The organism is uncultured Luteimonas sp., assembly GCF_947492465.1.
In the GTDB taxonomy this organism is placed as follows: Bacteria; Pseudomonadota; Gammaproteobacteria; order Xanthomonadales; family Xanthomonadaceae; genus Luteimonas.
Map to the genome: position 1 here is coordinate 249,146 of NZ_CANLNF010000003.1, position 13,095 is coordinate 262,240.

Below are 13,095 nucleotides of genomic sequence, written 5' to 3' on the forward strand. Positions count from 1 at the left end.
CCGCTTCTGGCGGCATCATTGGCGCGGGCGCCGGACCGTCGTCGCCCGCCTGCCCCCCGCCGGCGCCCGCAGCCCGCCGACGCCCGCGCTACACTCCCAGCGCGCATCAATCGGGGGAGGGTTGGATGCTGCCGGGCTGGGTTCTGCTGCTGGTGTCGGTCGGCTACGCCGCGCTGCTGTTCGCGGTGGCGTGGATCGGCGACCGCTATCCGCTGTATCCGCAGCGGCCGTGGCTGCGGCCTCTGGTCTACAGCCTGGCGCTGGCGGTGTACTGCTCGTCCTGGACCTTCTACGGCGCGGTCGGCACCGCGGTGCGCTCGGGCATCGGCTTCGTGCCGATCTACCTCGGTCCGCTGCTGTTGCTGCTGTTCGGCTGGCGCATCCTCGAGCGCATGGCCAAGGTCGCGCAGAGCCAGAACACGGTCTCGATCGCCGACTTCATCGCCTCGCGCTTCGGCCGCTCGCAGCCGCTGGCCGCGCTGGTGGCCACGATCGCGCTGATCGCCGCGGTGCCGTACCTGGCACTGCAGTACAAGGCGGTCGCCATCAGCGTCGTGGTGCTGGCCGGGCAGGATCCCAACGGCCCGGCGCTGGGCGACCCGGGACTGTACGTGGCGGCGCTGATGGCGCTGTTCGCGATCCTGTTCGGCACCCGCCAGGTCGATGCCACCGAACACCGTCCGGGCATGATGCTCGCGGTCGCGCTCGAATCGCTGGTCAAGCTGGTGGCGCTGGTCGCGGTCGGGCTGTTCGCCAGCAGCTGGCTGGGCGCGCGCGACATCGACTACGTGGCCGCCACCCGCGCCCTGGTCGACGTCGCGCCGCCGGTCGGTTTCGCCGCGCAGTGCCTGCTCGCGTTCGCGGCGATCTTCTGCCTGCCGCGCCAGTTCCACGTGGCCATCGTCGAATGCGGCAACGTCGCCGACATCCGCCGCGCGCGCTGGATGTTCGGCGCCTACCTGGTGATCGTCACCCTGATGGTGGTGCCGATCGCGAGCGCGGGCATGGTGCTGTTCGGCAACGCCAGCGACGTCGCGCCGGACAGTTTCGTGCTGGCGCTGCCGCTGGCCGAGCAGCGCGACACGCTGGCGCTGCTGGCCTACGTCGGCGGCTTTTCGGCGGCGACCGGCATGGTGATCGTGGCCAGCGTGGCGCTGGCGACCATGGTCAGCAACGACCTGGTGATGCCGCTGCTGCTGCGCCGCGGCTGGGCCGAGCGCCATGGCGGCGACGTCGCCGCGACCGTGCTCTGGATCCGCCGCATCGCTATCGTCGGCATCGCCGGCATGGCCTGGGGCTACTACCGCGCCAGCGGCAGCGACGCCTCGCTGGCGTCGTTCGGCCTGATGTCGTTCGCGGCGGTCGCGCAGTTCGCGCCGGCCCTGATCGGCGGGCTGTACTGGCACGGCGCCAGCCGCCGCGGCGCCGAGGTCGGGCTGCTGCTGGGCTTCACGGTGTGGCTGTACACGCTGCTGCTGCCCACGCTCACCGACGCCGGCTGGTTCGACCCGGCCTGGCTGCGCGACGGCCCGTTCGGCATCCACTGGCTGCGCCCGCGGCAGCTGTTCGGCCTGTGGGGCTGGGATCCGCTCACCCACGGCACCTTTTGGTCGCTGCTGTGCAACATCGGTGCGCTGCTGCTGGTCTCGGCGCGCTGGCGCCCCAACCTCGACGAGCGCCTGCGCGCCGCACCCTTCCTCGATCCCTACGCCCAACGCAGCGCGCTGGCGGCCGGCGAATGGAAGGGCAACGTGACCCTCGGCGACCTGCAGGTGCTGGCCAGCCGCATCGTCGGCGAGCGCACCGCGCAGCGCGCCTTCGCGCAGCACGCGCACGAACTGTCGCAGGAGCTGCAGCCGCAGGCGCGCGCCGACCGCAACTGGGTGCAGTTCACCGAGCGCCTGCTGGCCGCGGCGGTCGGCGCGGCCTCGGCGCGGCTGGTGGTCACCAGCGTGCTCAAGGGCTCGGGCATGGAGGTCGGAGAGGTAGTGGCGGTGCTCGACGAGGCCGGCCAGGAGCTGCGCTTCAACCGCGAAATCCTGTCCAACACCCTGGAGAACATCGACCAGGGCGTGAGCGTGGTCGACGGCGACATGTGCCTGGTCGCCTGGAACCGCCGCTACCAGCAGCTGTTCGACTATCCCGACGGCATGCTCTACATCGGCCGCCCGGTCGCCGACCTGATCCGCTACAACGCCGAGCGCGGCGAGCTCGGCCGGCTCAGCCCGGAGGAGATCGAGGCCGAGGTGGACAAGCGCATCGGCTACATGCGCGCCGGCTCGGCGCACGTGAGCGAGCGCGTGCGCGCCAGCGGCCAGGTGCTGGAGCTGCGCGGCCAGCCGCTGCCCGGCGGCGGCTACGCCACCAGCTACAGCGACGTCACCGACTACAAGCGCGTGGAGCGCGAGCTGCGCGAGATCAACGAACACCTCGAGCAGCGCGTGGCCGAGCGCACCCGCGAGGCCGAGACCGCGCAGGAATCGCGTTCGCGCTTCCTCACCGCGGTCAGCCACGACGTACTGCAGCCGCTCAACGCCGCGCGCCTGTTCACCTCGGCGCTGCGCGAGAGCACGCAGCCCCAGGAGCAGGCGCACCTGGCCGAGCGCGTGGACACCGCGCTGCGTGCGGCCGAGGAGTTGCTCGACGGACTGCTCAACGTCTCGCGCCTGGACGCGGGCAAGCTGCAGCCCGAGATCACCGACTTCGACGCCGGCGCGCTGCTGCGCGAGCTGGCCGCGCAGTACGCGCCGATGGCGGCCGCGCGCAGCATCGGCATCCGCGTGTACGCGCCGGTGCTGCCGGTACGCAGCGACCGCCGGCTGCTGCGCCGCGTGCTGCAGAACTTCATCGCCAACGCGCTGCGCTACACGCCGCGCGGGCGGGTGGTGCTGGCGGCGCGGCCGCGCGGCGACCAGGTCGCGCTGCAGGTCTGGGATTCCGGGCCCGGCATTCCCGAACACCACATGCGCCAGATCTACGAGGAATTCCACCGCTACGAACAGCCCTTCGACTGGGACGGCCGCGGCCTCGGCCTGGGGCTGTCGATCTGCCAGCGCATCTCGCGCCTGCTCGGGCATGCGCTCGACGCGCGCTCGGTGGTCGGCCGCGGCAGCATGTTCTCGATCGTGGTGCCGCGCGGCGCCGCGCTGGCCGTGCAGGCCGCCAGCACGCCGCACAGGCCCATCGACCAGGACCTGCACGCGCTGTCGGTCCTGTGCGTGGACAACGATCGCGACATCCTGGCCGGCATGGAAGCGCTGCTCTCGCGCTGGCAGGTGACCACGATGCTGGCGACCACGGTGGACGAGGCGCTGGAGAAGGTGGCGCAGGCGCCCGACGTGCTGCTGGTGGATTACCACCTGCACGACCGGCTCGACGGGCTGGACACGCTCGATGCGCTGCGCGCCGCGGCCGGACGCGCGATTCCCGGCGCCCTGCTCACCGCGGATGGCGGCGATGCGCTCAAGCAGGCCGCGCGCACGCGCGGCTACCGGGTCCTGACCAAGCCGGTGAAGCCGGCCTCGCTGCGCGCCTTCCTGACCGCCCAGCGGCGGCGGAGCGGCGCCGAGGCCTGAGCCGCCGCCGAGGCGCGGGTGGAGTACCGCGAGGACAACGACGCGCCGGCGAGGCTCTGGCGCCGGCTGGATGACGGCATCGAACGCATCGAGATGTTCGCCGGGCATGGCGCGATGGTGGTGGCCTCGCCCGGGGACCTGCGTACGCTGGATGAACTGCCGGAATGGGACGCGCTGACGGGGATCCTGCCGCCCGCGCGGCGCGCGGAACTCCCCGTCAGCGGGCGCGTACGCCGCCTGGGCATGCAGGCGACGCGGCATGTGGGTCCGGGCGCCGACGGCGGGCGCGTGGTGCTGGAATGGCTGGATGGCGTGGGCCTGCCGGCGCGCTACCACCATGGGGGCTACCGCCTGCGCCTGCGCGCGCTGGAGCGCGTGGACGCCGATGCGTTCACCCCGCTTGCCGGGCTGCGCGCCTACGACCGCGCCGACCTGGGCGACATGCCGCTGGATCCGTTCGCGCGCCACTACCTCGAGCGCTACGGCAGGCACCGGCACGCGCACTGAGGCCTGCCGGGCCAGGCGACAGGTCGCGGCCCCTACTCGCCCTCGTCATCCAGTGGCACCACCTGCTCCGGATCGACCGACAGGCGGCCGGCCATCAGCACGGCCTGGGTGCGGTTGGACGCGCCGAGCTTGCGCAGGATCGCGCTCATGTGCGCCTTGATCGTGGCTTCCGACACGCCCAGTTCGTAGCCGATCTGCTTGTTGAGCTTGCCCGAGCCGAGCATCTGCAGCACGCGGAACTGCTGCGGCGTGAGCTCGCGGATGCGCGCGGCCACATCGTGTTCGTCGGGCGCCGTCGCCGGCGCCGAGCCGGCGATGTCGGGCACGACGCGGTCGCCGTCGAGCACCCGGCGCAGCGCGGCGCCCAGCGCATCGGCGTTGGACGACTTGGGGATGAAGCCCATCGCGCCGTGGTCGAGCGCGCGCCGGATCACCGCCGGCTCCTCGCGCGCGGAGACCATCACCACCGGCAGCTGCGGATGCAGGCCGCGCAGGTGCACCAGCGCGCTGAAGCCCTGCGCGCCCGGCATGTTCAGGTCGAGCAGCAGCAGGTCGGCGTCGGGATGGGCGTCGGCCATCGCGTACAGGCCGTCCGCATTGTCGGCTTCGTGCAGTTCGGCGCCCGGGACGTTGCGCCCCACCACGCCGCGCAGGGCCTCGCGGAACAGGGGGTGGTCGTCGGCAACCAGGATCGTCGTCATGCGGGGGAGTTCCGCCTCCTGCGGAACGGGTTGTGTGGCGCCGGCACGACGGCCGGCGCCTGACGTTTTGGTACCGCGGGCGGCGCCTATGCGCCGTGCCGGTTCTTCACCAGCGAGTCCACCACCGAGGGGTCGGCCAGGGTACTGGTATCGCCGAGCTGGTCGGGCGCATTCTCGGCGATCTTGCGCAGGATGCGGCGCATGATCTTGCCCGAGCGCGTCTTCGGCAAGCCCGGCGCCCATTGCAGGAAGTCGGGCGATGCGATCGGTCCGATCTCCTTGCGCACGTGCGCCACCAGCTCCTTGAGCAGTTCGTCGCTCTCCACCTCGCCCGCCACCAGGGTCACGTAGGCGTAGATGCCCTGGCCCTTGACGTCGTGCGGGAAGCCCACCACCGCGGCCTCGGCCACCTTCGGGTGCAGCACCAGCGCGCTCTCGACCTCGGCGGTGCCGATGCGGTGGCCGGAGACATTGATCACGTCGTCCACGCGCCCGGTGATCCAGTAGTCGCCGTCGGCGTCGCGGCGCGCGCCGTCGCCGGTGAAGTACATGCCCGGATAGGTGGAGAAGTAGGTGTCGAAGAAACGCTGGTCGTCGCCGTAAACGGTGCGCATCTGGCCCGGCCAGGAATCGAGCAGGACCAGGTTGCCCTCGCAGGCGCCCTCGAGGATGTTGCCGGCGGCGTCGACGATCGCCGGCTGCACGCCGAAGAACGGCTTCGTCGCCGAACCGGGCTTGGCGTCGACCGCGCCGGGCAGCGGCGAGATCAGGATGCCGCCGGTTTCGGTCTGCCACCAGGTGTCGACGATCGGGCAGCGGCCATCGCCAACCACGTCGTAGTACCAGCGCCACGCTTCGGGATTGATCGGCTCGCCCACGCTGCCCAGCAGCCGCAGCGACTTGCGCGAGGCCTTCTTCACCGGTTCCTCGCCCTCGCGCATCAGCGCGCGGATCGCGGTGGGTGCGGTGTAGAAGATGGTGACCTGGTGGCGGTCGATCACCTGCCAGAAACGCGAAGCATCCGGATAGCTGGGCACGCCCTCGAAGATCAGCGATGTCGCGCCGTTGGCCAGGGGCCCGTAGACGATGTAGCTGTGGCCGGTGACCCAGCCGACGTCGGCGGTGCACCAGTAGATGTCGTCGTCCTTGAGGTCGAACACGCACTCGTGCGTATAGGACGCGAACAGCAGGTAGCCGCCGGTGGTGTGCAGCACGCCCTTGGGCTTGCCGGTGGAGCCGGAGGTGTAGAGGATGAACAGCGGGTCTTCCGCGTTCATGCGCTCGGGTTCGCAGGTGGCGGGCTGGTCCTCGACGATCGCGTCGTACCAGCGGTCGCGCGGCATCTGCATGTCCACCGTGCCGCCGGTGTGGCGCACGACCACGACGGTTTCCACCGTGGTGGTGCCAGGCAGCCTGAGCGCGGCGTCGACGTTGGCCTTGAGCGGCACCCGCTTGCCGCCGCGCAGGCCTTCGTCGGCGGTGATGATGAGCTTGGCCCCGCTGTCGCGCACGCGATCGGCGATGGAGTTGGAGGAGAAACCGCCGAACACCACCGTGTGAATGGCGCCGATGCGGGCGCAGGCGAGCATCGCCACCGCGGCCTCGACGATCATCGGCAGGTAGATGGTGACGCGGTCGCCCTTGCCCACGCCCAGGTTGCGCAGGGCGTTGCCGAGGCGGCAGACGCGGGCGTGCAGGTCGCGGTAGCTGACGTGCTGTGGCGCGTCGCCGGGATTGTCCGGCTCGAAGATCAGCGCGGTCTTGTCGCCGCGCGTGGCCAGGTGGCGGTCGAGGCAGTTCACGCTGGCGTTGAGTTCGCCGTCGGCGAACCAGCGGATCTGGAAGTTCTGGCGGTCGAAGCTGACGTCGCGGATGCGCGCGGGTGGCTTCATCCACTCCATCCGCTGCGCGATCCGGCCCCAGAACGCTTCAGGGTCGCGGACGGACTCGGCGTAGTCGCGCTCGTAGTCGGCCCTGGTGACGTTGGCCTGCGCGGCGAAGGCGTCGGGCACGGGATAGAGATCGGACATGGCGGCTCATCCTCTGGAACGTGGCCGCCCCAGTGTGCCGCATTGCAGTGCAGCGCGGCTTAGACCTTGGTCTATTCCCCGGCCGCCGCGGGCCACGCACAATGCATGGCATGGACCCCGTGCCCGGCCTGGACCTGAGCCTGCCGCCGTTCGACCTGCTCGACGAGGCCGGGCGCCGGCGCCTGCACGCGGGCGTCGACATCGGCTTCCATCCCGGCGGCACGACGCTGATCGAGGCCGGCAAGCCCTCGCCGCACGTCTTCGTCCTCCTCAAGGGCCTGGTCCACGCCTTCCAGGTGGACGACCGCGGGCGCGCGGAGCGCTTCGCCGACTACGGGCCGGGCGACGTCATCGGGGCCTGGGCGGTGATGGCCGGGCGCGCGCGACTGAGCTACCGCACCGAAGGCGACTGCCTGAGCCACCTCATCCCCGCCGACCTGTTCCGCCAGCTGCTCGCCGACAACCCGCGCGTGGCCGCCTATTTCAATGAGGGGCTGGCGACGAAGGGCCGCCTGTCGGGCGGTGGCGAGCGCCGCGAAACCGCCGAACTGATGGTGATCCGGGTCGGCGAGGCCGACCTGGCGCCTGCCGAGCGCGTGGATGCGGCGACCAGCATCGCCGATGCCAGCGCCTGCCTGCGCGAGCGGCGCGTGGACTGCCTGCTGGTCTACGACCCCGCGCACGAAGAACCCGGCATCGTCACCCGCACCGACCTGCTGGATGCACTCACCCGCCAGCGCCTGCCGCTGGAGGCGCCGATCGGCCCGCTGGCCAGCCGCCCGCTCGCCACCATCGGCACCGGCGAAGTGCTGTTCCAGGCGCTGATCGACATGACCGAGCGCCAGATCGAACGCGTGGTGGTCACCGAGGGCAGCCGCGTCGCGGGCACGCTGGGCATGGCCGAGGTGCTGGCGCACTTCGCCAGCCATTCGCACCTGATCAGCCTGCGGCTGGCGCGCGCGCGCGACATCGACGCGATCGCCGACGCCGCCTCGGGCATGACCCGGCTGGTGCGCAGCCTCAACCTGCACGGCGCGCGCATCCCCTACATGATGGAGCTGGTCAGCGCGCTCAACAGCCTGGTCATGGGCCGCATCTTCGAGCTGATGGTGCCGGCGGAGCTGCGCGAGGGCATCTGCCTGCTGGTCATGGGCAGCGAGGGCCGCCGCGAGCAGCTGCTCAAGACCGACCAGGACAATGCGCTGGTACTGGCCGACGGACTCGAGTGGCCGGGGCTTGCCGATGCGATGGACCGCTTCAGCGCCGCGCTGGCGAAGGTCGGCTATCCGCCCTGCCCGGGACGCGTGATGGTCGACAACCCGCACTGGCGGATGCGCGCGGCGCAGTGGCGCGAACGCATCGGCCAGTGGAAGAGCGTGCATGGCGGCCAGGGCGCCCTGGACCTGTCGATCGCGCTGGACGCGCGCCCGATCGCCGGCAACACGGCGCTGTTCGCGCCGGTCAAGGACGCGCTGATGGCGCTGGGGCACGACGAGATCCTGCTGCACCATCTCGCCGCGGCCACCCTCGAGTTCGACACCCCGCTGACCTTCTTCGGCCGGGTCAGGAGCGACGGCGCGGGCACGGACATCAAGAAGGGCGGCATCTTCCCGGTGGTGCACGGCCTGCGCTGCCTGGCGCTGCGCCACGGGATCCGGGCCACCGGCAGCCGCGAACGTTGCGCCGCGCTGGTCGAGTGCGGGGAACTGTCGCCCGGGCTGGGCCGCGACCTGCCGCAGGCGCTCAACGTGTTCCAGCACATGCGCCTGGATGCCCAGTTCACCGCGCTGGACGAGGGCCGCGCGGCCGGCAACCACATCGATCCCTCGCGGCTGCGGCGGCTGGACCGCGAGCTGATGCGCGACGCGCTGCACGTGGTCAAGGACTTCCGCGCCCACGTCCGCCAAAGCTTCCACCTGCGCGACTAGGATGCGCGCACTGAGGCGCTGGTGGCGGAGGCGGCAGGTCGGCGACGGCGAATGGGCCGGCCTGCTGCGCCCGGCGCCACCCGGCGAGTGGGTCAGCCTGGATCTGGAAACCACCGGCCTGGACCCGAAGCAGGACCACATCCTCAGCCTGGCCGCGGTGCCCGTGCGCGACGGGCGCGTGCTGACCTCCGAGCGCTTCGAACGACGCATCCGCGCCGACCGCGCCTTCGGCATCGAGTCGATCCGGCACCATCGCATCACGCCCGAAGAAGCGGCCGAAGGGATCGCGGTCACCGCCGCGGTGCGCGAGTTCCTGCACTGGCTGGGAGGACGGACCCTGCTCGGCTACCACCTGGGTTTCGACCTGGCGATGCTGTCGCCGCACGTGCGCGCGCTCGCCGGCTTCGGCCTGCCCAATCCGCGCGTGGATCTGGCCGACGCCTTTGCCGCGCGTGCGCGCCGCGCGCAGCCCGACGCACCACCCAACCTCGACTTCCAGCACATCGCCGACAGCCTCGGCGTGCCGGTGCTCGGCCGCCACAGCGCACTCGGCGATGCGGTCACCGTCGGCCTGTGCTGGCTGGCATTGCAGGCCGCGCGCAAGCCGGTCCCCGGCGGGCGCGGCCGGCAGCGGGGCGAACACCCGTTGCCGGCGTATTCGACCAAAGGGGAATAGGCGGGGGCGCGACCCGCGGTCAGGCTCGGGACACCGCGCGCTGCGCGGACGTCCTGTGGGAGGGAGCGATGACGATGAAACGACGCAATTCACGGCGGTTGCTGGCCAGCGCGGTGCTGGTGGCGCTGGCAGTCCCCGGCATGGCCTTCGCGCAGAGCGCGAAGGAAGTGGAGCTCGAGGCCCGCGTGGCCCAGCTCGAGGCACAGATCCAGGCCCTGCTGCAGGGCCAGCAACAGCAGCAGGAGAGCATCACCCGGACCCAGGCGCAGCTCGACCAGGTCCAGGTCGCGCAGCCGGCGTCCAAGCCGGTCCAGTCCAAGCCGATCCTGGCCAACCCGGACGCGGTGTTCAGCTATGGCGGCTTCATCAAGTTCGACGCCATGGTCACCGACACCAGCGACGGCGCGATCGCGGAAGGTTCGGCCGGGCGCATATTCTACGTGCCCAGCACGATCCCGGTGACCGCCAACGGCGCCGAGCCCGACACCGATCCCTACACCGACATGCACGCCGCGTTCTCGCGGTTCTGGTTCGCCGCCGACCACACCACCGAGGGCGGCGACAAGTTCCGCGCCTACATCGAGGCCGACATGTACGGCGGCGGCTCGTCGAACCTCGGCAACGAGGTGTCCACCAATACCCACGGCATCACGCTGCGCCACGCCTTCGTGAGCTGGAACAACTGGCTGGCCGGCCAGACCTGGTCCAACTTCCAGGACGTGGCGGCGCTGCCCGAAGCGGTCGACTTCGTCGGCGTGACCGAAGGCACCACCTTCGTGCGCCAGGCGCAGATCCGCTACACCAGCGGTCCGTTCTCGGTGGCCCTGGAAAATCCGCACACCACGGTCAGCAGCATCGCCACGGCCGCGCGCAACAACGCCGCCGGCAGCGATTCGCTGCCCGACCTGACCGCGCGCTACGTCATGAAGGGCGACTGGGGCCACTTCAGCGCGGCAGGCCTTGTGCGCCAGCTCAAGTCCGGCGACGAAAGCCAGACCGGCGCCGCGGTCAGCCTGTCGGGCCGCTTCAACCTCGGCGCCAGCGACGACATCCGCTGGATGGCGAACTACGGCAGCGGCATCGGCCGCTACCTCGGCTTCGGCCTGGGCGCCGACTCGGTGCTCGACGCCAACGGCAACCTGCATGCGCAGGACGGCGCCGGCGGCTTCGTCGCGTGGCGCCACGCCTTCAACGGCAAGCTGCGCACCAACCTGATGTATTCGGTGGCCGAGTTCGACAACGACCGCAGCCTGGCGGGCTGGGGCCCGGCCAGCTTCGCCGCCACGGAACGCGCGCAGTCGTTCCACGCCAACCTGATCTATTCGCCATTCCCGAAACTCGACATCGGTGCCGAGATCGGCTGGGGCCAGCGTGAGCTCGAGGACGACCGCAAGGGCGACCTCACGCGCGTCCAGACCACCGTCAAGTACACCTTCTGATCGGAACCCCGGCGCCGTCCGCCTGGCCGGCGCCCGCAACAGACACCTACCTGAGGGGGTAAGGCACACATGTCCGAGAAATCACCAAGCAACTACTGGAAGGCCAATCTCCGGATCATCTTCATCTGCATGGGGATCTGGGCGCTGGTCTCGTACGGGTTCGGCATCATCCTGCGTCCGCTGCTCGCGGGCATCCGCATCGGCGGCACGGACCTGGGCTTCTGGTTCGCGCAGCAGGGTTCGATCCTGACCTTCATCGCGCTGATCGCTTTCTACACCTGGTACATGAACCGGCTCGATCGCGAGTACGACGTGCACGAAGACTAAGGGGCCGACCATGGATCAGTTCACTCTCAACCTCATCTTCGTCGGCGGCTCGTTCCTGCTCTATATCGCCATCGCGATCTGGGCACGCGCCGCATCGACATCCGAGTTCTACGCGGCGGGCCGCAGCGTCCATCCGGTCACGAACGGCATGGCGATCGCCGCGGACTGGATGTCCGCAGCCTCGTTCATCTCGATGGCCGGCCTGATCGCCTTCGTCGGCTACGGCAATTCGGCCTACCTGATGGGCTGGACCGGCGGCTACGTGCTGCTGGCCATGCTGCTGGCGCCGTACCTGCGCAAGTTCGGCCGCTTCACCGTGCCCGACTTCATCGGCGACCGCTACTACAGCCGCACCGCGCGCCTGGTGGCGGTGGCGTCGCTGCTGATGATCTCGATCACCTACGTCATCGGCCAGATGACCGGCGCGGGCGTCGCGTTCTCGCGGTTCCTCGAGGTCGACACCAACACCGGACTGCTGATCGCCTCGGCGGTGGTGTTCGTGTACGCGGTGCTGGGCGGCATGAAGGGCATCACCTACACCCAGGTGGCGCAGTACATCGTGCTGATCATCGCCTACACCATCCCGGCGGTGTTCATCTCGCTGCAGCTGACCGACAACCCGATCCCGCAGCTGGGCCTGTTCTCCACCCACACCGATTCGGGCATGCCGCTGCTGGCCAGGCTCGACCAGATCCTGGTGGACCTGGGCTTCAACGACTACACCGGCCTGCACGATTCGACGTTGAACATGACCCTCTTCACGCTGTCGCTGATGGTCGGCACCGCGGGCCTGCCGCACGTGATCATCCGCTTCTTCACCGTGCCGAAGGTGTCCGATGCCCGCAGGTCGGCGGGCTGGGCGCTGGTGTTCATCGCCCTGCTCTACACCGTGGCCCCGGCCGTGGGCGCGATGGCGCGGTTGAACATCCTGACCACGATCTATCCGGAGGGCACGCAGGCTCCGTCGCTCACCTACGAGGCGCGCCCGGACTGGATGCGGACCTGGGAACAGACCGGCCTGCTCAAGTTCGAGGACAAGAACGGCGACGGCATGATCCAGTCCTACAACGAGTCCAGCACCGAGTTCGCCACGGTCGCGACCGAGCGCGGCTGGCAGGGCAACGAGATGGTCACCTTCAACCAGGACATCCTGGTGCTGGCCAACCCGGAGATCGCCGGCCTGCCGGGCTGGGTGATCGCACTGATCGCGGCGGGCGGTTTGGCTGCGGCGCTGTCGACGGCGGCGGGCCTGCTGCTGGCGATTTCGTCCGCGGTGAGCCATGACCTGATCAAGAGCACGTTCAAGCCGGACATCAGCGAGAAGGGGGAACTGCTGGCGGCGCGCGTGTCGATGGCATTCGCGATCGTGGTGGCCACCTGGCTGGGCATGAATCCACCCGGGTTCGCGGCGCAGACCGTGGCCTTCGCCTTCGGACTGGCGGCCAGCTCGCTGTTCCCGGCGATCATGATGGGCATCTTCTCCAGGAAGATGAACTCCTCCGGCGCGGTGGTCGGCATGCTGGCCGGCCTGATCTCCACCAGCGTGTACCTGTTCACCTACAAGGGCTGGTTCTTCATCCCGGGCACGAACATGCTGGCCGACACGCCCGAGAACTGGCTGTTCGGCATCTCGCCACTGGCCTTCGGTGCGGTCGGCGCGGTCATCAACTTCGTCGCCGCCTACATCACGATGAAGATGACCGCACCGGTGCCGGAGCACATCCAGCACCTGGTCGAGGACATCCGCGTTCCGCGCGGCGCCGGCGCAGCCACCGCGCACCACTGATCCACCTGCGGTCGTGACACGGCGGCCCGCTCCCGGCGACGGGGGCGGGCCGCTCTTCTTCCGGGATGCGGGTTCGGTATTCCACGGCTGGCTACAATCGGCCTTCATTCCAACCGCCAACGCATC

9 protein-coding genes are annotated in these 13,095 nt (G+C 70.2%); 7 read left to right on the plus strand and 2 right to left on the minus strand.

The annotated features are described in order from the left end of the window. Window positions 1-125 precede the first annotated feature (125 nt). Together Q0863_RS09145 and Q0863_RS09150 are read left to right on the plus strand one after the other, a co-directional pair. Window positions 126-3,575, plus strand: a complete 3,450-nt coding sequence (locus tag Q0863_RS09145; RefSeq protein WP_298577433.1) for a PAS-domain containing protein — start codon at window positions 126-128, stop codon at window positions 3,573-3,575. A gap of 18 nt (window positions 3,576-3,593) precedes the next feature. Further along, the gene (locus Q0863_RS09150; RefSeq protein WP_298577435.1) at window positions 3,594-4,082 is read left to right on the plus strand and encodes a hypothetical protein; all 489 of its coding nucleotides are present in this window, start codon (window positions 3,594-3,596) and stop codon (window positions 4,080-4,082) included. A gap of 32 nt (window positions 4,083-4,114) precedes the next feature. On the opposite strand, the gene Q0863_RS09155 is transcribed toward Q0863_RS09150, so the two are convergent. Together Q0863_RS09155 and acs are read right to left on the minus strand one after the other, a co-directional pair. Then, complete coding sequence (locus Q0863_RS09155; protein ID WP_298577437.1) at window positions 4,115-4,783, minus strand: response regulator transcription factor; 669 nt, start codon at window positions 4,781-4,783, stop codon at window positions 4,115-4,117. A gap of 86 nt (window positions 4,784-4,869) precedes the next feature. Further along, a complete protein-coding gene (gene acs, locus Q0863_RS09160; RefSeq protein ID WP_298577439.1) occupies window positions 4,870-6,813 on the minus strand; it encodes an acetate--CoA ligase in 1,944 nt (647 codons plus the stop codon). Between the two features lie 110 nt (window positions 6,814-6,923). Here acs and Q0863_RS09165 point away from each other — a divergent pair, with 110 nt between their 5' ends. The 5 genes from Q0863_RS09165 to Q0863_RS09185 all read left to right on the plus strand — a co-directional run bounded on the left by Q0863_RS09165 (window position 6,924) and on the right by Q0863_RS09185 (window position 12,969). After that, a complete protein-coding gene (locus tag Q0863_RS09165; RefSeq protein WP_298577441.1) occupies window positions 6,924-8,741 on the plus strand; it encodes a putative nucleotidyltransferase substrate binding domain-containing protein in 1,818 nt (605 codons plus the stop codon). Between the two features lies 1 nt (window position 8,742). Further along, the gene (locus Q0863_RS09170; RefSeq protein WP_298577443.1) at window positions 8,743-9,417 is read left to right on the plus strand and encodes a 3'-5' exonuclease; all 675 of its coding nucleotides are present in this window, start codon (window positions 8,743-8,745) and stop codon (window positions 9,415-9,417) included. Between the two features lie 68 nt (window positions 9,418-9,485). Beyond that, complete coding sequence (locus tag Q0863_RS09175) at window positions 9,486-10,856, plus strand: DcaP family trimeric outer membrane transporter (protein WP_298577446.1); 1,371 nt, start codon at window positions 9,486-9,488, stop codon at window positions 10,854-10,856. A gap of 69 nt (window positions 10,857-10,925) precedes the next feature. Next, the gene (locus Q0863_RS09180) at window positions 10,926-11,183 is read left to right on the plus strand and encodes a DUF4212 domain-containing protein (RefSeq protein ID WP_298577448.1); all 258 of its coding nucleotides are present in this window, start codon (window positions 10,926-10,928) and stop codon (window positions 11,181-11,183) included. Between the two features lie 10 nt (window positions 11,184-11,193). Then, window positions 11,194-12,969 (plus strand): sodium:solute symporter family protein, encoded by a 1,776-nt coding sequence (locus Q0863_RS09185; RefSeq protein WP_298577450.1) that lies wholly within the window; start codon window positions 11,194-11,196, stop codon window positions 12,967-12,969. Window positions 12,970-13,095 lie beyond the last annotated feature (126 nt).

Bases quoted from the DNA above. Each gene is read 5' to 3' on its own strand.
- Q0863_RS09145 (WP_298577433.1), top strand. From the start codon at position 126: ATGCTGCCGGGCTGGGTTCTGCTGCTGGTGTCGGTCGGCTACGCCGCG.
- Q0863_RS09155 (WP_298577437.1), bottom strand. From the start codon at position 4,783: ATGACGACGATCCTGGTTGCCGACGACCACCCCCTGTTCCGCGAGGCC.
- acs (WP_298577439.1), bottom strand. From the start codon at position 6,813: ATGTCCGATCTCTATCCCGTGCCCGACGCCTTCGCCGCGCAGGCCAAC.
- Q0863_RS09165 (WP_298577441.1), top strand. From the start codon at position 6,924: ATGGACCCCGTGCCCGGCCTGGACCTGAGCCTGCCGCCGTTCGACCTG.
- Q0863_RS09170 (WP_298577443.1), top strand. From the start codon at position 8,743: ATGCGCGCACTGAGGCGCTGGTGGCGGAGGCGGCAGGTCGGCGACGGC.
- Q0863_RS09175 (WP_298577446.1), top strand. From the start codon at position 9,486: ATGACGATGAAACGACGCAATTCACGGCGGTTGCTGGCCAGCGCGGTG.
- Q0863_RS09180 (WP_298577448.1), top strand. From the start codon at position 10,926: ATGTCCGAGAAATCACCAAGCAACTACTGGAAGGCCAATCTCCGGATC.
- Q0863_RS09185 (WP_298577450.1), top strand. From the start codon at position 11,194: ATGGATCAGTTCACTCTCAACCTCATCTTCGTCGGCGGCTCGTTCCTG.